Origin of the sequence: Sphingomonas sp. 1F27F7B (assembly GCF_005503355.1) — a bacterium.
GTDB lineage: Bacteria > Pseudomonadota > Alphaproteobacteria > Sphingomonadales > Sphingomonadaceae > Sphingomonas.
In genome coordinates this window covers 1-21007 of the sequence record NZ_SCMK01000011.1, presented here as the reverse complement: position 1 = coordinate 21007, position 21007 = coordinate 1, and the positions used below count along the sequence as shown (strand labels likewise).

17 protein-coding genes and 1 tRNA gene are annotated in these 21007 nt (G+C 66.7%); 9 read left to right on the top strand and 9 right to left on the bottom strand.

Annotated features, from left to right (window positions below; translation table 11 throughout):
• Positions 1–46: 46 nt before the first annotated feature.
• Positions 47–427, bottom strand: coding sequence for a heat shock protein HspQ (gene hspQ / locus FFS08_RS11730; RefSeq protein ID WP_137861180.1), 381 nt, complete (start codon positions 425–427; stop codon positions 47–49).
• Between the two features lie 122 nt (positions 428–549).
• On the opposite strand from hspQ, the gene FFS08_RS11725 reads away from it, so the two are divergent.
• Positions 550–639, top strand: a tRNA-Ser gene (locus tag FFS08_RS11725).
• A 348-nt stretch (positions 640–987) separates the two neighbouring features.
• Here the strand turns inward: FFS08_RS11725 and map are convergent.
• Positions 988–1767, bottom strand: a complete 780-nt coding sequence (map, locus tag FFS08_RS11720) for a type I methionyl aminopeptidase (RefSeq protein WP_137861179.1) — start codon at positions 1765–1767, stop codon at positions 988–990.
• Between the two features lies 1 nt (position 1768).
• Complete coding sequence (locus FFS08_RS11715; protein ID WP_137861178.1) at positions 1769–1975, bottom strand: ParD-like family protein; 207 nt, start codon at positions 1973–1975, stop codon at positions 1769–1771.
• A 373-nt stretch (positions 1976–2348) separates the two neighbouring features.
• Here FFS08_RS11715 and FFS08_RS11710 point away from each other — a divergent pair, with 373 nt between their 5' ends.
• The 4 genes from FFS08_RS11710 to FFS08_RS23825 all read left to right on the top strand — a co-directional run bounded on the left by FFS08_RS11710 (position 2349) and on the right by FFS08_RS23825 (position 4390).
• Positions 2349–2624 (top strand): PadR family transcriptional regulator, encoded by a 276-nt coding sequence (locus tag FFS08_RS11710; protein ID WP_249340956.1) that lies wholly within the window; start codon positions 2349–2351, stop codon positions 2622–2624.
• Positions 2621–3553 (top strand): alpha/beta hydrolase-fold protein, encoded by a 933-nt coding sequence (locus tag FFS08_RS11705; RefSeq protein WP_212742004.1) that lies wholly within the window; start codon positions 2621–2623, stop codon positions 3551–3553. Before FFS08_RS11710 ends, FFS08_RS11705 begins: the two co-directional genes overlap by 4 nt.
• Positions 3554–3641: 88 nt before the next feature.
• Positions 3642–3893, top strand: coding sequence for a hypothetical protein (locus FFS08_RS23830; RefSeq protein WP_212742003.1), 252 nt, complete (start codon positions 3642–3644; stop codon positions 3891–3893).
• A gap of 8 nt (positions 3894–3901) precedes the next feature.
• Positions 3902–4390 (top strand): hypothetical protein, encoded by a 489-nt coding sequence (locus tag FFS08_RS23825; protein WP_212742002.1) that lies wholly within the window; start codon positions 3902–3904, stop codon positions 4388–4390.
• Positions 4391–4684: 294 nt separating this feature from the next.
• Here FFS08_RS23825 and FFS08_RS11695 read toward each other — a convergent pair whose 3' ends face one another.
• On the bottom strand, positions 4685–6268 hold the full coding sequence (locus FFS08_RS11695; RefSeq protein WP_171012574.1) for a putative bifunctional diguanylate cyclase/phosphodiesterase: 1584 nt from the start codon (positions 6266–6268) through the stop codon (positions 4685–4687).
• Positions 6269–6454: 186 nt separating this feature from the next.
• Between FFS08_RS11695 and FFS08_RS11690 the strand changes: the two genes are divergently transcribed.
• From FFS08_RS11690 to FFS08_RS11675, 4 genes are all read left to right on the top strand, one after another.
• On the top strand, positions 6455–7021 hold the full coding sequence (locus FFS08_RS11690; RefSeq protein ID WP_249340955.1) for a sensor histidine kinase: 567 nt from the start codon (positions 6455–6457) through the stop codon (positions 7019–7021).
• Positions 7018–7662: a response regulator transcription factor gene (locus FFS08_RS11685; RefSeq protein WP_137861174.1), complete on the top strand. Its 645-nt coding sequence runs from the start codon at positions 7018–7020 to the stop codon at positions 7660–7662. Before FFS08_RS11690 ends, FFS08_RS11685 begins: the two co-directional genes overlap by 4 nt.
• A 274-nt stretch (positions 7663–7936) precedes the next feature.
• Complete coding sequence (locus FFS08_RS11680) at positions 7937–9691, top strand: ABC transporter permease (protein ID WP_137861173.1); 1755 nt, start codon at positions 7937–7939, stop codon at positions 9689–9691.
• Between the two features lie 17 nt (positions 9692–9708).
• Positions 9709–11004 (top strand): ABC transporter ATP-binding protein, encoded by a 1296-nt coding sequence (locus FFS08_RS11675; RefSeq protein ID WP_137861172.1) that lies wholly within the window; start codon positions 9709–9711, stop codon positions 11002–11004.
• On the opposite strand, the gene FFS08_RS11670 is transcribed toward FFS08_RS11675, so the two are convergent.
• From FFS08_RS11670 to FFS08_RS11650, 5 genes are all read right to left on the bottom strand, one after another.
• On the bottom strand, positions 10999–11379 hold the full coding sequence (locus FFS08_RS11670) for a helix-turn-helix domain-containing protein (protein ID WP_137861171.1): 381 nt from the start codon (positions 11377–11379) through the stop codon (positions 10999–11001). The two genes, FFS08_RS11675 and FFS08_RS11670, sit on opposite strands and share 6 nt — an antisense overlap.
• A 197-nt stretch (positions 11380–11576) precedes the next feature.
• The gene (locus tag FFS08_RS11665) at positions 11577–12764 is read right to left on the bottom strand and encodes a beta-barrel domain-containing protein (protein ID WP_137861170.1); all 1188 of its coding nucleotides are present in this window, start codon (positions 12762–12764) and stop codon (positions 11577–11579) included.
• A complete protein-coding gene (locus FFS08_RS11660) occupies positions 12761–14884 on the bottom strand; it encodes a type I secretion system permease/ATPase (protein WP_137861169.1) in 2124 nt (707 codons plus the stop codon). The genes FFS08_RS11665 and FFS08_RS11660 overlap by 4 nt, the downstream gene beginning before the upstream one ends.
• Positions 14881–16191 (bottom strand): TolC family protein, encoded by a 1311-nt coding sequence (locus tag FFS08_RS11655; RefSeq protein ID WP_249340954.1) that lies wholly within the window; start codon positions 16189–16191, stop codon positions 14881–14883. The genes FFS08_RS11660 and FFS08_RS11655 overlap by 4 nt, the downstream gene beginning before the upstream one ends.
• A gap of 120 nt (positions 16192–16311) precedes the next feature.
• A partial coding sequence (locus FFS08_RS11650) for a BapA/Bap/LapF family large adhesin (RefSeq protein WP_212742001.1) occupies positions 16312–21007 on the bottom strand: 4696 nt, incomplete at its 5' end.

The following is a 21007-nucleotide window of genomic DNA, read 5'->3' as shown; positions in this document are numbered from 1 at the left end:
GGGAGGTGCGATCGGAAGTCAACCGGTAACTACCCAAAAGGGGCAGTTAATGCCGGTGCGTGCGCTTCAAGGTGTAGCGTCCGGCCGCATAGCCGTCGAAAAGCCCGTTGATCGCGGGGTGGTCGACCGGCTCTTCGCTATCGTCAGCCACCAGATTCTGCTGGCTGACATAGGCGACGTAGCTCGATTCGTCGTTTTCCGCGAGCAGGTGGTAGAAGGGCTGGTCCTTGCGCGGGCGCACTTCCTCGGGAATCGCCTCGTACCATTCGTCGCTGTTGGCGAAGACGGGATCGACGTCGAAGATCACGCCGCGGAACTCGAACTGCCGGTGGCGCACTACGTCGCCAATCGCGAAGCGGGCGGTGGCGACCGGCGGCATCGGAATTCCGGGTTCATAGGGAATCGGGGCGCCGGGTGTCTGGGTCATGATCACAATCTAATATCTCTGCGTTCAGGTACAAGGACGTGCTTGCAGTATCCGAAATGCTGCGCTAGGGGCCGCCCCTCACAGCGACCGACGCGGAGTTCTTCCGCGCACAATCGCCTCGCGGAGAGGTGGCAGAGTGGTCGAATGCGCCGCACTCGAAATGCGGTTTACGGGGAACCGTAACGAGGGTTCGAATCCCTCCCTCTCCGCCATTTCTACTACGCCATACTGCATATTGCGCCTCGCGGTAGCGGGTCGCGGGGCGAGCATGGCGAATGGCGCGGATGAGAAGCGTCGCAAGCGGGTTCGGCCCCTGTAAGACGGTCGCGTCGCCGATGATGTGTGTGCCATTCGCCGTCGGGAAGTTGGCCGGTGGGATATGTTTCGTACCCATCGCTTGGTGACATGACGGCTTTGCGCCCCATGGCGGTCCTTCAGCCCGTCTTCCGACGATCCGAAAGGCCGACGTTCGTCCAGTCGCTGGTTTGGCGACTGCGGAGGTTGGAAGGAGGGCTGTCAGTTTCGAGCGAACTGATGCAGCAAAGCGGGCATCGGAAACATCACACTCTGCCTTCCAGCATCGCTGTTTCGTCACCACGCAGCGTCAGGATTTCGGCGCCGGTTCTCGTGACGGCGACCGTATGCTCGAACTGGGCGGAGAGTTTCCCGTCATTGGTTACGACCGTCCAACCGTCGTCAGCAGTGGAAACCTTGCGGGTGCCCTGGTTCAACATCGGCTCGACGGTGAAGACCATGCCTTCGCGCAGTTTCATACCCGTTCCGGGCCGCCCGAAATTGAGGATCTGTGGTTCCTCGTGCATCTCTCGGCCAATGCCATGCCCGCAAAATTCTCGCACGACCGAGTATCCGTTCCTCTTGGCATGCCGTTCTATCGCAAAGCCGATGTCGCCAAGATGGGCTCCGGGGCGGACCTGTCTTATACCCTGCCACATCGCCTCGCGGGCGACCCGCACAAGCCGCCGCGCAGCAGGTAGGACGTTGCCGACCAGGTAGGTCTTGCTCGAATCCGCGATGAAGCCGTTCTTTTCCAGGGTGACATCGAAATTCACGATGTCGCCGTCACGGATGATCTCGCCCGAGTTGGGTACGCCGTGGCAGACTACATGATTGATCGAACAGTTCAGGACATACTCGAATCCATATTGTCCCTTGCTTGCTGGGCGGGCGGCGAGATCGTCGGTTATGAAAGCTTCGACCAGATCGTTGACGTGCAGGGTCGACATGCCGATAAGGTCCTGTCCGTCCAGCATCTCGAAGACCGATGCCAGCATTCTGCCTGACGCACGCATGAGCGCCAGTTCGTCGGGTGTCTTCACCATGTCAGGCGGCCACCAGATCCTTTGGATGCACGTCTGCCGCTTCCAGCTGCATCCTCGTGATGTCGTTGAAGGAAAGCGTCGGGTTGGCCTCAGCCAACATTCCGATTTTCATCCAGAACTCCGCCTGCGCATTGATGGAGCGGCACATCACCGTGCTGGCTCGACGAATATCATCATGCAGGTCGTCGTCGATCTTCACGATGCCCATGGGCTACCTCGGATGTCGCATAATATACGAATCATCTATGAAACGTATAACATGCCGTCAAGGGCGACCGGTTATGGGCACTGCAGGACTTGTGGCGGGTGGCCCAAATGGGGTTATGAACTGACGCTCGGCTGTTGGTCCGTAGCTCCGGCAGCAACGCGCCCTAATTCCAGCCGTTCAGCGCGCCACAAACTGCTCCTAATAGCCGACCTCCATCAGAGACCCGGTCGAACCTGAAAAGCGCATAAATCTACGATGTCGCAGGGTAAGGGGGCTATGTGGTCGGGGGGCAAGAATGGTCTTGACTATAAATCTACCTAGGTAGATTTATTCTGACATGCCTCGAAAACGTGCACTCTCACATCACGCCCGCATGGTCCCTTTTACGCTTCTCGAAGCAGAGGGAGGCTGGTCGCACGGCTACGACCTAGCCCGGCTTGCCGACGTCAAATCCGGCACCCTGTATCCGCTGCTAATCCGCCTCGAAGCCCAAGGCTATCTCGATGCCGAATGGCAGCAGCCCCCGGAGAGAGGCCGGCCGCCGCGCCATGCCTATCGCCTGACTGCCAGCGGCCTGCAGCTGGCGCGTGCCAACCCTCCGGGGCAGCCGGCACTCGCCGCTCCCGCCGGCCGGGAGGCGACGATATGAGTGCGGGTGTCCGCCGCCGCATGGCAGACCTTGCCTGCCGGACCTTGCTCAGCGGCCCGCACCGCTATTGGCTGCTGGCGATTCTCCTCGTCACCGTCACCCATTATGCCTGGGGCGCGATCACCCGCCCGTGGGGCGATCAGAAGGTCAGCTTTGTCCCGGCCGATCAGGTCTGCGCCACCGACGGACCGCTGCGCTACTGCATCAATCGCGACAAGCGCGGCACCAATGGTGACATCGTCTACCATCTCCACGGCCGCAATCTCGAAGAACAGATCTGGAACGACGACACTTATTTCACCGCAATGGTCCAGCAGCAATGGCAGCAGGGTAAAGCGCTGCCGCCTGTTGTCGTCACCCTTTCCTATGGTAAGACTTGGCTGCTGACGCCGAAGGGCGCAAAGCCGGACAGCGGCTTGCTTGACGACATGATGGCGCGCCTGCCGGCGATCGAGGCGAAGATCGGCGCGCCCCGCCGCCGGCTGTTGTTGGGCGAATCGATGGGCGGGCTCAACGTGCTGGTGGCGGGGCTTTCCCACCCATCGAAGTTCGTCAAGATCGCCGCCCTGTGTCCCGGCGTATATGCTTTCTCGCCGTTCGGGCCGCAGGCCAATATCCAGGCGGCAATAGCGCGCACCGGCGCCGATCCCAAGATCGCCATGGGCGTCTGGCTGATGGCAAACCAATATCTCGCCAATGAGGGCGAGTGGCAACGCATTTCACCGCTCAGCCTGATCGAGCGGGCTGGTCCCAAATATCCAGCGCTCTATCTCTCCAACGGCCTCTACGATGCCTATGGCAATTACGAAGGCACCGAACGGCTAGCCGAGCTTGCACTTCGGCGCGGGATCGAGACCGAATGGCATCCGATCTATGGCGGGCACTGCGCCACCGATACGTCGTCGCTCGCAGCATTTCTCCTTTCTTGAAAAATACCGGCGCGCTCTAGGCAAGCATGTCCGCTACTGGTCAGCAGGCGTCGAAAGCCGCCTGTCCGCTACCGGCCCATCAACCGTCATGCGAACTGGAACACCGTGCGCCGCATCCTGCCGCTGTAGCACTGCCTTTGCCCCCGATGCCGGCGAGTCCGTCGGCAAGCTGATCGCCGACCCCGCGCCGGGCGCACCCGCCCCGCCGATCCTGGCGCCGGTCGACGGCTTGCTGATGCTGGACCAGGACAGGTTCGCGGCTGCGTTCGCTGCCGATGTGGGCCCCGAACAGGCGGACTTCATGGCGAAGTCCCAGGTGCGCTGGGGCTGGATGCCTTGAATGGGGAAGTGACCAATCCCGCCTGGAAGACCAAGCCGTCCTGGTATCTGGTGGCGACCGACGACCACATGATCCCGGTTCCCGCCCAGCGCATGATGGCGAACCGCGCCGGTGCGAAGACGGCGGACCACGCCGGCAGCCATACTAGTGGAATTCCGCCTTGCTGGAGTGGCACTGCATTTATGGTCTCGATCGGCTTTCGCCATCCTTCATCCAAGGGCGGCCTGGAGGCGGACTGCTTCCGATACTGGATCGGCCTCGGCGAGGTCGCGCCCACGAAGTGGCGGTGGAATGCGGTGATGCCCATGTTCCAAGCCTGGCAGGGTGGCGGCGCGATCGAGCAATTCGTCGCATCGGTGCGATCCTTCCCCTTCCAATATGCCAAGGCGCACCTAGCTCCTCCGTTCAGGAAGGATGGCCATGAAATCAGGGAAGGCGAGGATCGCGCCCGAGATCGTAGATTGCATCTCGGAGGGGCGGCGAGCGAATGCCGATGAGCTGTTTCGCGTCGCTGCTTTCATCTGGAACGACATGCGAAGCGGTCGCTCGGCATTTGGCTGGGGCGAGCTGACTTCCGACAGCTCCGAGCGCGTTCTGAGTCTGAGGGCTGCCCAGGCGGCGCTGGCCGGAGGCGGGTGACCGGTACCATGGCCGAGATAGTCCAGGCCCGGCCGCGACGGACGGAAGGTGGCTTCGGAACATGACCGCACGGCCGTGGGCCGCGCCTCCAGCCTTGGCGTCGCGTCGATCCGGTGCCGGAACCTCTCCGCTGCTCTCTTGCAACGGAGCGCTCACGCCTGGGTCGTGCTTCCCGTGGCTCTGTGCTCGAACAACGCGGCGGCGGCGGCGGCGTCCAGGGGGGCTCCGAGCAGATCTCCCTGACCCTGCTCGCAACCGGTACCCAACAGCGCGCCTTCCTGGTCGCTGGCCTCGATGCCTTCCGCGGCAATGGTGAGCCCGAGCCCGTGGCCGAGACCGACCAGGGCCTGCACGATCCCGGCGCTCTCGCGCTCGCGCGTCATCGCCTGTACGAAGCTGCGGTCGATCTTCACCTTGTCGAGCCGGAAGCTGCGCAAATGGTAGAGGCTCGAATAGCCGGTCCCGAAATTGTCCAGCGCGATGCGGACGCCTGCGGCCCGGAGGTTCCCGAGCACCATGCGGGCATTGTCCAGATCGGCAACGAACGCACTCTCGGTCACGTCGACTTCGAGACGGGTTGGGGAGATGCCCGCCTCGCCCAGGATGCGCAGGATCCGGGCGGCGAGGAGATTGTCCCTGAGCTGGCTGGCGTGCACGTCGATCGAAAGCGTTATGTTCGCGGGCCAGGATCGCGCCGCGGCACAGCCCAGGCGCAGCACGCGCTCGCCCAGCGCATGGATGAGGCCGACTTCGTCGGCAATGGCCAGGAACCGCTCGATCGGGATCTCGCCATGCTCGGGGTCGATCCAGCGTGGGGCCGCTTCGAAGCCGACCACGCCGCGCGTGCGAAGGTCGAAGGTCGGTCGGTAGACGATGTCGATCCGCTCCTCGTCGAGCGCCCGCCGCAACGCCGCCTCCATTGCCGCGCGCTCGCGGATTCGTGTATCCATCTGCGGCTCGAAGAACCGGAGCGCCGAACGCCGCTCCGCCTTGGCGCGATATAGCGCGACGTCCGCCTTGCGCATCGCTTCCTCGATACTGGTCGCGTCGTCCGGAACCAGGGCGATCCCGATGCCCGCGCCGATGCGGTGCGTGGCGCCGGCCGCGTGAACCGGCATGTCGAGTGCGTCGATTATCCGAAGCGCGATGTTGGTCGCGGCTTCGGGATCAGCGAGATGGGTGGCGAGGATCGCGAATTCGTCGCCCCCGAAGCGCGCGACCAGATCGCCGTCGCGGATGGCCCCGAGCAAGCGCTGGGCGATGAGGATCAGCAACTCGTCGCCCGCCGCGTGCCCATGCACGTCGTTGACCGACTTGAACCCGTTGAGATCGAGCAGGAACACCGCATGCGAGGCGCCTGCCCGCGGGGGGGCTCCGATCGCCGCGGCAAGCGCGTCGTCAAACCGGCGGCGATTGGGCAGCCCGGTCAGCACGTCCTGATAGGCCAGCCTGCGCACTTCGCCTTCCGCGGACAGCCGCCGGGCCATTTCGCGCTTCTGGCGCAGATATTGGCGAGTGGCGAAGAGCAGCAGCCCGAGCGCCAGCACCGCGCCGAGCAGCAGCGCCTCGTCGAGTTCGATCTCGGCCTTGTGAACGGTGAGGCCGTCTTCATTCTCGAACAGGTCATAGGCAAAGGCGCAATAGGCGAGTGCCGCGACCGCTGCCAGCACCAGCCCCAGATCGCGGATGGCGAAACGGTGGCGAATGACGAAACTCCGGATCGCAGGCCAATTCATGCGAGACCTCTCAGCCGCGATGCTACCAGCCATTGCTTGTCAAAGCGTTGCCGCGATCCCCGGGGGCGTTCCGGTGGCGATACCCGGTCCAGTCGTGGATATATGCCGGCATGCTTGGGACGGGACCGGACATTGCGAGGATGAAGGAAACGGGCGATCAGTACGTCCGCGATCGGCATCGCGACCTTGCTGGCGCTCCGCGTGGTGGCGGCCGAGGCCGCGGCACATGATGCGCGGGCTCAGCTCATCCGGATCGCGCGGGTGACCAATCTCGGCGAGCTCACCGCTTCGATCGCACATGAAGTCAACCAGCCGCTGGCCGGTATCGTCAGCAGCAGCAATGCCTGCCTGCGATGGCTGGGCCAGGATTCGCCCAATCTCGAAAAGGCGTGCGCGTCGGCCGAGCGGATCCTCAGCGACGCGAACCGCGCGGCCGCAGTGATCCAGCGGGTGCGGAGCCTTGTCCGGCACGAGGCGCCAAAGCGTGAAAGAGTCGACCTGAACGATATCGTGGACGAAGCGATCGCGCTGGCGCAGGGGGAGCTTGATCGCCACGGCATCGGCTTCGCGGCCGGGGACCAGGAGCATCTGTTCGAGGCGTTCTGGACCACCAGGGAAGGCGGCACCGGCATCGGCCTGACGATCAGCCGGGCTATCGTCGAAGCGCATGGCGGGCGTATCTGGGCCGCGGCGAACGTCCCTTCCGGGGCCGTCTTCCGTGTGAGCCTGCCGGTTTCGGGAGCAAGGCAATGACGATCGAGGCACATACCCAGCATGATGGCCCGACGCCGATCGTCTACCTCATCGATGACGACGCCTCGGTCCGCGCGGGCCTGGAAGATCTGCTCGCGTCGGTCGGCATCGAATGCCGGGCGTTCGCTTCGACTCAGGCCTTTCTCGCCCAGCCGCTGGTGGATGCGCCCGGCTGCCTCGTGCTCGACGTCCGCATGCCGGGGCAGAGCGGCCTCGATTTCCAGCGCCAGCTGAAGGGCCTCGGCATCGGGCTGCCCGTGATCTTCGTCACCGGCCATGGCGATATCGCGATGACGGCCCGCGCGATGAAGGCGGGCGCGATCGAGTTCCTGGCAAAGCCGTTCGACGAACAGGCGCTGCTCGACGCGATCAACGACGGGATCGCCAGGGACCGCGCCCGGCGGCGCGAGGCGACTGGCCTGGCCCGCCTGCGCGCGCTCCACGGCACGCTGACCATGGGAGAGCGGGATGTGATGGAACTGGTCGCGCAGGGGCTGCTCAACAAGCAGATCGCGGCACGGCTGAACGTGAGCGAAGTCACTGTAAAGGTGCGCCGGGGCCAGGTGATGCGCAAGATGCATGCGCAATCGGTGCCCGATCTGGTGCGTATCCACGATCGGCTGTTCCCGCCTTCGGCATAGGGCAGGCGCGGCGGGACGCTTCGATATACCAAAGTATATGTCGCCTATCCGATTGGCATTCGTGCGCCGCAAAATTCCCTACTGGCGGGACTTGTCCCCGCTTGGTATCCGCCCGCCACGCCCACTCCGCTTTTGCGGGGCCGAGGGTGTTTGAGGAACGCTAGCAAATGCCGAGCGATAGTAGTCGATCTAACGCGCCGTCGAGGGCGCCCGGCCGGGCCTAGTCGCTAGTGCTCGCCCGTGGCGGCCGAGACGGCCGGTCACGAGGTGAGCCATGGTCTTCATTTTCGAAGATTCCAAGGGAGCACGCCCATTGGCGCGCTGGGTGCGTGCGGGCGGGGCGCCTTCCTGGGCGGATTTGGTCGTTTTCATCCTGCTCGCTGCGGGGGCGGTGCTGGTGTTCCGCGGTGCCGGGGACATGGGTGCGCCGCTGGCACAGCTGCGCACCGCGCCGGTGGTGCTCGATCCCGCGATGCTGCCCGAATATGCGCTGCGCACCACGCTGCGCATGTTCGCCGCGCTTGCCGCCTCGCTGGTGTTCACTTTCGTGGTCGCCACGCTCGCAGCCAAGAGCCGCAAGGCGGGGCTGGTCATCGTGCCCGCGCTCGACATTCTCCAGTCGGTGCCGGTGCTGGGGTTCCTCACCTTCACCGTCACGCTGTTCCTGGGCCTGTTTCCCGGCAGCCAGCTGGGCGCCGAATGCGCGGCGATCTTCGCGATCTTCACGGCCCAGGCCTGGAACATGGCGTTCAGCTTCTACCAGTCGCTGCGCACCGTGCCCCAGGACCTGGACGAAGTCTCGCGCCAGTTCGGCTTTTCCGCATGGCGGCGTTTCGTCCGGCTGGAACTGCCCTTCGCGCTGCCGGCGCTCGTCTGGAACATGATGATGTCGATGTCGGGTGCCTGGTTCTTCGTCGTCGCGTCCGAGGCGATCACCGTCGGGAACACCACCATCACGCTGCCCGGCATCGGATCCTGGCTGGCGCTTGCGATCGACCGCGAGGATTTCGGTGCGATCGGCATGGCGGTGGGAGTGATGGCGATCGTCATCCTGCTCTACGACCAGCTCGTCTTCCGCCCGATCGTGGCCTGGGCAGACAAGTTCCGCTTCGAGCAGACTGCTTCGCAGCAGCGGCCGCACTCCTGGCTTTACGACCTTATCCGCCGCACCCGCTGGCTGGGCCGGCTCGGTCGGGTGCTCACCGCGCCGCTGCGCTGGCTGGGCAGGGTGCGCCTGCCGCACGTGCCGGCGACACGCCCGCTGCGGATCGCGCCCGCCGCGAGCCGCGTGCTGGACGGCCTGTGGCTGGCGCTGGTCGCCCTGGCCGCGCTGGCGGCGCTCTGGATGCTCGCAAGCTATATCGCGCAGAGCCTCACCTGGCGGGACGGGCTGATCGTGTTCGGGCTCGGCCTGCTCACGCTGCTGCGCGTGGCGGTGCTGATCGTGATCGCCAGTCTCATCTGGGTGCCGATCGGCGTGTGGATCGGGCTGAGGCACGCCTGGGCCGAGCGGCTGCAGCCGGTGGCGCAGTTCCTGGCCGCCTTCCCCGCAAATGTGATGTTCCCCTTCGCAGTGATCGCCATTCTCGGCCTGCACCTCGATCCGAACATCTGGCTGTCGCCGCTGATGGTGCTCGGCACGCAGTGGTACATCCTGTTCAACGTCATTGCCGGGGCGAGCGCGATCCCGACGGACATGAAGGAAGCCTCGGCGATGTTCCGCATCCGCGGCTGGCAATGGTGGCGGCGCGTGGCGATCCCGGCGATCTTCCCCTATTACGTGACCGGTGCGCTGACTGCCTCGGGCGGTTCGTGGAACGCCAGCATCGTTGCCGAGTCGGTGAGCTGGGGCGACAAGCATCTCGAGGCAGCCGGGCTCGGATCGTTCATTGCCAGTGCCACCCAGGCCGGCGACTATCCACGCGTCGCCCTGGGCATCGCGGTGATGAGCATCTTCGTCATCACCTTCAATCGCACGCTGTGGCGCCCGATGTACCGGTACGCCGAGCGCCGTCTTCGTCTCGACTGAGCATCGGGAGCATCGCCATGAATACCCTCACCCAAACCCTCCCCCTGGTCGAGGTCCGCGACGTCCGCCACGTCTATGGCAAGTCGAGCGGAGCCGGCCTGCTCGTGCTCGACGGAGTCGACCTGACGCTGGGCGAGAGCGAAATCGTCGGGCTGCTCGGCCGCTCGGGGTCGGGCAAGTCGACGCTCTTGCGCTCGATCGCGGGATTGATCCAGCCGACCTCGGGCGAGGTCAGCTTCCCGCACGCCGACACGCGCGTATCGATGGTGTTCCAGACCTTCGCGCTCTTCCCCTGGCTCACGGTGCTCCAGAATGTCGAAGTGGGCCTCGAAGCGCAGGGCGTTGCCGCCGAGGAACGCCGCCGGCGTGCGCTGAAGGCGATCGACCTGATCGGCCTGGACGGCTTCGAGAGCGCCTATCCGAAGGAATTGTCGGGCGGCATGCGCCAGCGCGTGGGCCTGGCGCGCGCGCTGGTGGTTGATCCCGACATCCTGTTGATGGACGAGCCCTTCTCGGCGCTCGACGTGCTGACCGCCGAGACGCTGCGCACCGACCTGCTCGATCTCTGGTCGGAGGGGCGGATGCCGATCAAGTCGATCCTGATCGTCACGCACAATATCGAGGAAGCCGTGCTCATGTGCGACCGTATCCTCGTCTTCTCGTCCAATCCGGGGCGGGTGGTCACCGAGATCAGCGTGACCTTGCCCCAGCCGCGCAATCGCCAGGACCCCGCGTTCCAGGCGCTGGTGGACGACATCTATGCCCGGATGACGGCGCGGACCGAGACGGGCCAGCCGCGCGAGGGGCTGTTTCCGGGCACCGGCATCGGGATGGCGCTGCCGCGCGTGTCGACCAACACGCTCGCCGGCCTGATGGAGGCGGTGGCGGCGGAGCCCTATCTCGGCCGCGCGCCGCTGTCGGATCTTGCCAGCGAGCTCCAATATGAGGCGGACGAGCTGTTCCCGATCGCCGAGGTGCTGCAATTGCTGCGCTTCGCCGAACTCGGCGGCGGCGATCTCAAGCTGCTGCCGGCGGCGCAGCGCTATGTCGATGCGGAAGTGGACGAGCGCAAGCAGCTCTTCGCCCAGCACTTGCTGCGCCATGTGCCGCTTGCCGGGCATATCCGCCGCGTTCTCGACGACCGCGCCAGCCACGAGGCGCCGGGGAGCCGATTCCGCGACGAAGTCGAGGATTTCCTGTCCGAGGAATATGCCCAGCAGACGCTGAAATCGGTGATCCAATGGGGCCGCTATGCCGAAGCCTTCGCCTATGACGAAGCGGCGGACCGCTTCAGCCTCGACGATCCCTCATAGAGAGACCGCTACGGACGAGGATCCTGGCCCCGGCGGCGCTCCGGTGCCGTGCGCGCGCTTCTCCGCAAAGGCGGAAGCGTCGCCCGGGAAGAGGCTGTGCAGCATGGCGCGCATTGCCGCGTCGCCCTTGTCCGTCAGCGTCACGGCCATCCGCCGATGATCGTCGGGATCGTGCGAGCGGTGAAGCAGTTCGGCCGCCTCGAGGCGATCGATCCGGCGCAGCGCGCTCGTCGACGTCTCGCCGGAGACAAAGATGAGCTCCTTCACGCAGACGACGCGATGTTGTTGTCCCGCGATGAACAGTTCCAGCACCATGTCCCATGCGGAATCACGAAAGACGTCGCGCGGAAAGAGTTTCGCTGCCTTGGCGCGCATGCGTTGCAGCTGGCGCGCGAGGTCGAGTAGGGATCCGTCCCCAATGCTTACGCTATTCGTCACACTATCATCCAAATACAAGAAGGAATGATATCGTATCCGTAATGTATAGCATCATCTTCTAAATATATCATAGTAAATTAGATTGTCAAAATATCGTAAATCAAATCAAAGTCGTAATTTGCGTATTATATGATTTAGCGCTCTCTGAGTGCTTCCTGGGCGCGGTTGAGGGGCTTCAGTAGATATTGAAGTATCGTTTTGGTTCCGGTGTGGATGTCGGCGGTGGCAATCATTCCGGGCACGATCGGAAAGCGACGGCCGGCCTTGTTGACCAGCGCGTCCGAACGGGTGCGGACGAATACGCGGTAGTAATAGATGTCGGGATTCACTTCGTCGCGGATCGTGTCGGGCGAGATGCTGCTGACTTCGCCTTCGAGGCCGCCGAAAATCGAATAGTCATAGGCCGTGATCTTCACGCTGGCGCGCTGGCCCGGGCGGATGAACGCGATGTCGCGCGGCGCGATGCGGGCCTCGATCAGCAACCGGTCGTCCAGCGGGACGATTTCCATCACCTTGCCGTTGGGCGGCACGACGCCGCCGATCGTCGAGACTTCGATGTTCTTGACCACGCCGCGCACGGGAGAACGCAGGGTGAGCCGCTGCAGCGTGTCCGACCGGCCGCGAACCACCGGGGCAAGCGCTTCGACTTCCTCGCTCACCTTGGCGAGATCCTGTCTTGCCTCGACCAGATATTGCGAGCGCAGATCGGCCTTTTTGAGATCCAGGTCCGCGCGCTGGCGCTTGAGCCGCAGCACTTCGACGTTGCTCGCCGCGCCGGTCGCGATCAGCGATTCGCCGATGCCGACCTCGCGATTGATCAGCGCCAGCGATTCGTCGATCAGGCCGGTCGAGCCGGCCAGGCTGCGGCGGCGCGTGTCATAGAGCCGCTGCTGCTCGGCCTTGAGCGCCGGATAGCCGTTCAGTTCCCGAGGGAAGCGAAGCGGGGTGCCGTCCACCTCTGCCCGGAGCCGCGCCTGGGCGGCGAGCGCGGCGCGATATTTCGCGGCGCCTTCCTCCACCGTCGAGCCGGCCTGGGTGGGATCGAGCTGCGCGAGGACCTGGCCGGGCTTGACGATGTCGTCCTGGCGCACGTGGAGCTTGGCGAGGATGCCGCCCTCCAGCGACTGGAGGACCTGTTCATGGCTGGTCGGCACCACCTTGCCGGTGCCGGTCGCCACTTCGTCGAGCGCCGCGAACCAGGTCCAGACGAGGAAGGCGACGACCATCGCCGCCAATACCCACAGCATGCGCGTGGCGTCGCGCAGCCGGCCGCGACCCTCTTCGTCGAACAGCCGCTCGTCGGTGCCGAAGGCCGCGCTCATGCCGCCTGGGTCCTTGCGCCGCGCATTGCGTCGAGCGCCGCTTCCTTCGGCTGGTCGAGGATCACCATGCCGTGGTCGATGACGATCACGCGATCGACCAGCTCGAGCACGCGCAGGCGGTGCGTCGCTACCACCACCGTGCGATTCCGGCTCCATTCACGGAAACGGGTGATGAAGTGCCGCTCGGCCAGCTCGTCCATCGCCGCGGTGGGTTCGTCGAGTAGCGCCACCATGGGGCGCCTCAGCAACAGGCGCGCGAGGAGCAGCGACTGGACCTGGCCGCCCGACAGGCCAAGCCCGCCTTCGAGGACGACATGCTCGAGCCCGTCGCCCAGTCGCCGTACGAAATCCTGCGCGCCGACCATTTCGAGCGCCGTCAATATCTGCGAATTGCTGGCATGCGGTGCGCCCATGGTGAGGTTCTCGCGCAGCGTGCCGTGGAACAGCCGGCTGTTCTGGGTGAGCAGGCAGACGTCGCGGCGCACATCGGCGGGATCGATCTGGTGCAGCGCGAGATCGTCGAGCAGGACTTCCCCGGAGACCGGCTGGAGCATGCCCGACAGGCCCTGGAGCATGGTCGACTTGCCGGCGCCGTTGCGGCCGAGCAGCGCCACCTTCTCGCCCGGGGCGATGTTGAGGCTCGGCACGGTCAGCGCAGGCGGGGCATTGGGATCGGCATAGGAAAATACCGCCGAGCGCAGCGCGAAGCTGCCGGTGACCGCGGGGAGGGGAATGCGGTGCTCGGCGTCGGGGCTGTCCGTGGACAACCCCATTATCTGGTTGAGGCTCTGCATCGCGAGCTTGGCATGCTGCCAGCGGCCCAGCAGGCCGGAGACTTGCGCCATCGGCGCGATCATGCGGGAAGCGAGCATCGAGGTGGCGACGAGCGTGCCCGTGGTGATGTCGCCGGCGATCACCATCGGCGCGCCCACGAAGATCACGGCGGCATAGACGCCGTTCTGCACGCTCAGCGACCAGGTCGAGAGGCTGGCGGTGAGCCCGCGCAGGCGAAGCTGCGCTTCCCCCGCGACGCTGTTGTAATGGTTCCACTGGCGCTGGAAGCGCTCCTCGGCCTGGAGCGCCTTGATGTCCTCTATCCCCTGTACCGCTTCGACCAGCAGCGCGTTGCGCAGCGAGCTTTCCCGCATCGATTCGGTGGCGAGGACGCGCAGGCGCCGCTGCGCGAGCAGGCTCGGCACGAGCAGCAATATCACCGCGACGACCGGCACGATCGCGAGCACGCCGCCGATAAAGGCGAGGATGGCGAGGAACAGCAGGAAGAAGGGCAGGTCCGCCACCGCGGAGACGGTGGTCGAGGTGAGCATGTCGCGGACCTGGTCGAGATCGCGCAGCTGCGAGATGAAGGTGCCGGTGGAAGTCGGCCGCTCCCGGTTGCGGACGCGCAGGGCATGGCCGAAGACGAGGTCGGAGAGCCGGAGATCGGCGCGTTTTCCCAGCACGTCGGTGATGGCGACGCGCAGCTTGCGCAGCAGGAAATCGAAGCCGATCGCGAGCAGCACGCCGAGGAAGAGGATGACCAGCGTCGGCATCGACTGGGCCGGAATGACGCGGTCATAGACCTGCATCGAGAACAGGATGCCGGCGAGCCCGAGCAGGTTGGTCACCACCGAGGCGACCGCGACATGGCCATAGGCCGGCGCGTCCTGGAGCAGGATGCGGCGGAGCCAATGCTCCTCATAGGGCCGGATATAGGTGTCCACCCGCGCATCGGCGGCGGAGCGGGCGGGGCGCGGCACCACGATGCGCGTGGCGGCGGCGAGCAGCTCGGCGAGCGGGCGGCGCGAGGCCATGCCGCTTTCGCCGGCGACAGTGAACATCGCCTCGCCGTCGCCGTCCAGCGCGGTGATCAGCGCCAGCTCGCCATCGGCGAGGCAGGCGATCACCGGCAGGCGCCAGCTCGTCAGCCGCACGGCCGCGGGATCGGCGAAGCGGAGGGCGAGGCCCAGGGAGCGGGCGAGGGCACGGGCCCGGTTCTCCTCCGGGGAAGCGGCGTCCCAGAGGCTTGCGAGGCGCGCGCGCTGCTCGGAGACGGGCAGGCGATAATGGCGCGCGGCCTGGCAGAGGATGTCGAGCCAGGCCTCGGCCGGCGCCGCGCTCACAGCGTCACGCCCCGCAGGCGGGTGCCGGTCAGCCCGAAGGCATCGCGCGAGCGGCCCGAATAATAGAGGCAGTCGAGCTGGAGCCGGCGCAGGTCGTGCTCGGTATTGACTGCGTCGAACCGCGCCTGGTGCAGCTCCTGCTCGGCATTGAGCAGATCGACCAGCGTCCGCGTGCCCATTTCGAGATATTGCGCGCGATAGAGCTGGCCGGTCTCCGCCATGTCCGCCTCGCGCAGGTTGAGCGTGTCGAGCAGCCGCGTGAGGCTGCCGATCTGCTGCCGCGCCTCGGCGAGCCGCTGGCTCATCTCGTTGCGTGCCTGGCGTGCGGCGGCCTCAGCGGCCGCAAGCGAATAATCGGCGCTGCGGACCCGCGCCCGGGTGGCGTTGCCGCCGAATATGTTGCTCGAGACGCTGAGTCCGAAGCTGTAGGCGCTGCGATCGGAGAAGGGTGAGCCGATATCCGCCGCCGCGTCGCCGGCGAGCGACAGGGTGGGCAAGCGGTCGGCCCGGCTGCGGCGGAGCTGGGCGGCGGCCTGCTCGCGCTGGGCGTCGGCGCGCATCACCGCGGGCACGGCGCTCCAATCGGCAAGGCCCGCCGCGCAGCTGCGCATCAGCCAGTCGGGCATGTCGGCGCTGATCGAGGCCGGGCTCTTCTCGTCGCCGAGCAGAAAGGCGAGATTGCTGGTCCAGCGGCGTTGCTCGGCATCGATCTGCGCCAGTGTCGCCTTGGCGGCGGCGACGCGCGATTCCGCCTGGAGCCCGTCCGACCGCGTCGAGGCGCCCTTGGCGACACGATTTGCGACCAGCCCGCTGATCTCGCGGATGCGCGCCAGCTGTTCCTCGGCGATGTCGCGGAGCGCCGCGTTGCGCTGGAGCTCGACGATGGCATAGCCGGTGTCGTGGATCAGCCCGTCGATCGCGAGCAGCAGGTCGGCGCGGCCGACGCGGGTGCCTGCCTGGGCATAGTCGACGGCGCTGTGGACCTTGCCGAAATCATAGAGCATCTGCGAGGCGGAAATCTGGGGGCGCGGCCGCCAGCTCGAGCCCAGGCGATTGTCGTAGCCGGTGCCGATGCCCGCGCTCACCTGCGGCAGATAGCCGGTGCGCGCCGCGTCGACATCCGCGCCGCGCGCATCGAGCGTCGCTGCGGCCGCCACGACATTCGGATGCCAGGCCACGGCCCGCCGGACTGCCGCTTCGAGCGAGAGCCCGGCACTTTCCTGCGCGTACACGGTACCGGCCAGGAAGACCGCCAGCGTTCCGATCGCCATGGTACCGATCGCACCGCCGAACCGGCCCCGTCGCAACCCTTCTCCCAAGCGACAGCCTCCCTGTGCGCATTGCGTGTCGTCTTACGATTTAGATTAATCACCCTTTTGGAATCATGGATGATTTTCGAAAATCGACTCCGAGTTCGGAGTGATATTTCACACCACATGCGTCAGCTGGTGGCGATCCTGATCGAGATCGCTCGCCGTCACGAGATAGTGCAGCGGATCGTCCGGCACCGGCGCTGCGGCGATGTCCGGCGTGGCCGGGGCGGGGCTCGCCGCCACGGACGGCGCGGCGGTGTCGGCTGCGACCTGGCGATCGTGGAGGAACTGGCCGAGCAGATCCTCGACACTGCCCTGACTGTCGTTCAGGCTGTATGCGATCGGGGCGTGATCCGTGGACGCTGTCGTCGGCGGCGCCGCGGTTTCGGCCGAGACCATGGCGAGCGGCACGGTATCCGCCAGCGAAGGCGCCTCGAAAATCATCGCCGTGGGCGCGACGCCGTTGTTGATGTCGATGGTGACGTCCAGGTGCGCCGTCGCGACGGTGCCGTTGGGCTGGACCAGCTGATAGGTGAAGCTGTCCACCGGATCGGTAGCGGCATAGGTGAGCGAAGCGCTCGGCTGGTAGGTGTAGTGGCCGGTGTCGGTGACGGTCAGCGTGCCATAGGCGCCGGTGATGGTGAGCGGCGTGTCGCCCACCTGGACGAAATTGCCGCCTACCTGGACCCGCACCACCGGGAAGTCCGTGCCGAGCGTGTCGTTGGCGAGCAGTTCGCCCGTCACGCTCGTGCTGCCGGTGAGGCTGTACTGGTCGAGATGCGTCACCGTCTCGCCGACATAGACATTGGTGCCATAGCCGGTGCCGAGCAGGTTGGTGCTGGAGACGGTGTAGTTGTAGGTGCCGGACGGCAGGTCGTGCAGCACCAGCGCCACGCCGGTGCCGAGACCGAGATTGGCGACCGAGGTCTGCGTTATCGTCCCGACGACCGTGCCCTGCGCATCGGTGACGGTGATCGTGTAGGTGGGCAGCACGCTGAGCCCGCTCGACTGGATCGCGGAAAGCGTCACGTCCGCCGTGCTGTTCGGCCCCACGGTGAAGCTGTCATGCACGCTGCCGGTCTGCGCGCCGGTGATGATCAGCGCCGTGGGCGTGGCGAAGCTGGAGTCGATCGTTGCCGGGATGGTGGTGACGACATGGTCGAAAGTCGCCGTCGCGATGGCCGCATCGTCGACCGCCAGCGGCGCGCCGGTGACGTCCGGGCTGCCGATCGTCACAGTCAGCGTCGCGCTCTCCAGCTCGCCGCTGGTCGGGTTGACCAGCGTATAGGTGAAGACATCGGCATGGCCGATCGCCGCGGCATTGGCATCGGGCGTATAGGTGTAGCTGCCATTGGGGTTGATGACGAGTGTGCCCCAGTCGCCGTGGATCGAAGTGCCGCCGGTGGCGACCGCGGTGGTCACGCCGTTGACGGTGACGCTCTGCACCACGGTTTGCGGACTGACGATGTCGACCGCGCCGCCAGGCCCGGGATCGGTGATCACATTGCCCGCGGCCGTGCTCGGCTGCACGGCGCCGACATGGGTATAGTCGCTGTTGACTCCCGTGACCGCCAGGCCGCCGAGCAGCCCCACGCCGGCGGCGCCGTCGAAAGTCACGAAGGCGCGGTACTGGCCCGGGCCCAGCGTGTCGGTCGCGACGAGATTGCCGTTGAGCAGCGAGAGCTGGAGCAGCGAGCTGTTGCCGGGGCCTTGCACCGCGACCCAGTTGGTGCCGTCGAAGCGCTGGACCACCACGCTGTAGCCGCTCAGCACGCCGATCGCGAGCGTCGCGTCATAGGTGAAGCTCGCGGCGAGCGAATTGCCGGCGGCGACGGTGAACTGGACATTGGGAGTCGCCAGCACCTGCGCGTCGAGATTGAGGATGCCGAGCGAGACCAGCGCGAGATAATTGGCGGTGCCCAGATTCTCGTTGGTGGTGACGGGCACCAGGTCGATCGAGGCATCGGCCGTATTGTTGAACGCCACGATATCGAAGGGGGCGATGAGCGGCACCGCGCCGGAGAGATTGCCCGCATGATCGCGCAGCGCGACGCTCAGCGTCTCACCGGCGGTCTGGGGATCGTTCAGCGTGACGGAGAAGCTGCCGTTCGCGGCCACTGTGCCGGTGCCGAGCAGCGTGCCGCCGGCATTGCGCACTTCGACCGAGGCGCCGGCCTCGCCCGTGCCGGTGACGACGGTGCCCTCGCCGTTGATCGCCACGCCGGCGGGCGGCGCGGGCGGCGTGATGTCGGGCGCCGTGACCACTGTGTTGGGGGAGTGGTTGCCTGCCGGATCGGTCTGGGAGACCGTGACCGTCTCGCCATTGGCCTGGGGCGTGGTGAGCGTCGCGGTGTAGCTGCCGTTGCCGGCGACGACGGCGGTGCCGATCTCGGTGCCGGCGGCGTTGAACACGTGCACGGTGGCGCCGGGCTCGCCGGTGCCGGTGACGGCGGTGCCGTCTGCGTTCACCGTGGCTGCCGGGGCGAGCGGCGGCGTGATGTCCGGGGCCAGCGCGGAAGTGGCCGGCGAGACGTTGCCCGCGGCATCGGCCTGGGTCACGTGGAGCGTCTGGCCATTGGCCTGGGGCGTGGTCAGGGTGACGGCATAGGCGCCGTTGGCGGCGACGGTCGCCGTGCCGATCGCGATGCCCGAGGGATCGCGGACAGTGACGGTGGCGCCGGGCTCACCGGTCCCGGTGACGATTGTGCCGGTGCCGTTGACTGTCGCGACGGGCGCGGCGGGCGGCGTGATGTCGGGCGCGGTCGCCGTGACATTCGGCGAGTGGTTGCCCGCCGGATCGGTCTGGCTGAACGTCAGGACCTGGCCGTTGACTTGCGGCGGCGTGAGCGTCGCGCTGAAGCTGCCGTTGCCGGCGACGACGGCGGTGCCGATCTCGGTGCCGGCGGCGTTGAGCACGTGCACGGTGGCGCCGGGCTCGCCGGTGCCGGTGACGGCGGTGCCGTCGGCGTTCACCGTGCCGGCCGGGGCGAGCGGCGGCGTGATGTCGGGTGCCGCGGCCGGCGTCGGCGGTGAGACGTTGCCCGCGGCATCCGCTTGGGTGACCTGCAGCAACTGCCCGTTGAGCTGCGGCGTGGAGAGCGTGGCGGTGTAGCTGCCATTGGCGCCGACGACCGCGGTGCCGATCGGCACGCCCGCCGGATCGCGTACGGTGACCGTTGCGCCGGGTTCGCCGGTACCGGTTACAATCGTACCGCTGGCATCGACCGTCGCGGCCGGAGCCGCCGGCGGCGTCGTGTCGGGCGCGATCGCGGTTACCGAGGGCGAGTGGTTGCCCGCCGGGTCGGTCTGGAGCGCGGTGAGCGTCTCGCCGTTCAGCTGCGGCGTTGCGAGCGTGGCGGTGTAGGTGCCGCCGGGCGCGACCGTGGCGGTGCCGATCGTCGTGCCCGCGGCATTGGTGATCGTAACCGTGGCGCCGGGCTCGCCGGTGCCGGTGACGGTAAGCCCGTCCGCCGCCACGGTGGCGGTGGGTGCCAGCGGAGGCGTCGTATCCGGAGCGGTGATCGGCGCGGGCGGCGAGACGTTCGCCGCCGGGTCCGTCTGCGTGACGGACAGAGCCTGGCCGTTGGTCTGCGGTGTGCTGAGCACCACCGTGTAGTTGCCGTTGGCGCCGACCGTCGTGGTGCCCAGCACGGTGCCGCCCGCATCGGCGACGCGCACCGTCGCACCCGCTTCGCCGGTACCGGTGACGATCGTGCCGGTCGCATCGATCGCTGCCACCGGGGCGGCGGGCGGGGTCAGGTCGGGCGCGATAGCTGTGGCCGGCGGCGAGACATCGCCTTCCGCATCGGCCTGGGTGATGTGCAGGACCTCGCCGTTCAGCTGCGGCGTGGTGAGGATCACCACATAGGTGCCGCCCGGCGTGACCGTCGCGGTGCCAAGCACGGCGCCATTGGGGCCGGCCACGCTCACCGTGGCGCCGGCCTGGCCGGTGCCGAACACAGTCGCGCCATCTGCCGCCACCGTTGCGGTAGGTGCCCCAGGGGAGTCGTTCGGGACAAGGTCGGGGGCGACCGCGGTCCCCTGGGGCGAGGCATTGCCGGCGGCGTCCGTCTGGACGAGGCCGAGCAACTGCCCATTAGTCTGTGGCGGGACGAGCGTCGTGGTGAAGGTGCCATCCGAAGCTACGACGGCGGTCCCGATGTGCAGGCCAGTGGGATCGGTGATGACCAAGGTCGCCCCCGCTTCGCCCGTGCCGGTTATCGAGGCGCCATCCGCCGCGACCGTCGCGACAGGTGCGGGCGGCGCGGTGAGATCGGGTGCAGTGAGCGACAAGGCCGGGGAGTGATTCCCCGCCGCATCCGTCTGGATCACGCTCAGCACCTGGCTGTCGATCTGCGGCGTCGAGAGCACGATCGAGAAGGTTCCCGCCGCGCTCACCATTGCTGTCCCGATCACCGTCGCGGAAGGGTCGCGTACCACGACCGTCGCGCCCGGCTCCCCCGTCCCCGAGACGACAGCTCCCGTCGCATCGAGCGTGGCGACGGGGGCCGCCGGAGGCGTGATGTCGGGAGCGAGGGCGGTGCCGGGAGGCGAGACATTGCCCGCGGCATCGGCCTGAGTCGCGCTGACCGTGCCGCCATTGGCCTGGGGCGTGGCGAGCGTGATCGTGAAGCTGCCGTCGCCTGCGACATGGCCGGTGCCGAGCACGGCGCCCGCAGCGTTGGTGACCGTCACCGTGGCGCCCGGTTCGCCCGTTCCCGTGGCGATGGCGCCGTCGGCGCTGATCGCGAGGGTGGGGGCGGCGGGCGGCGTGATGTCGGGCGCCAGGGCCGGGGTCGGAGTCGAGATG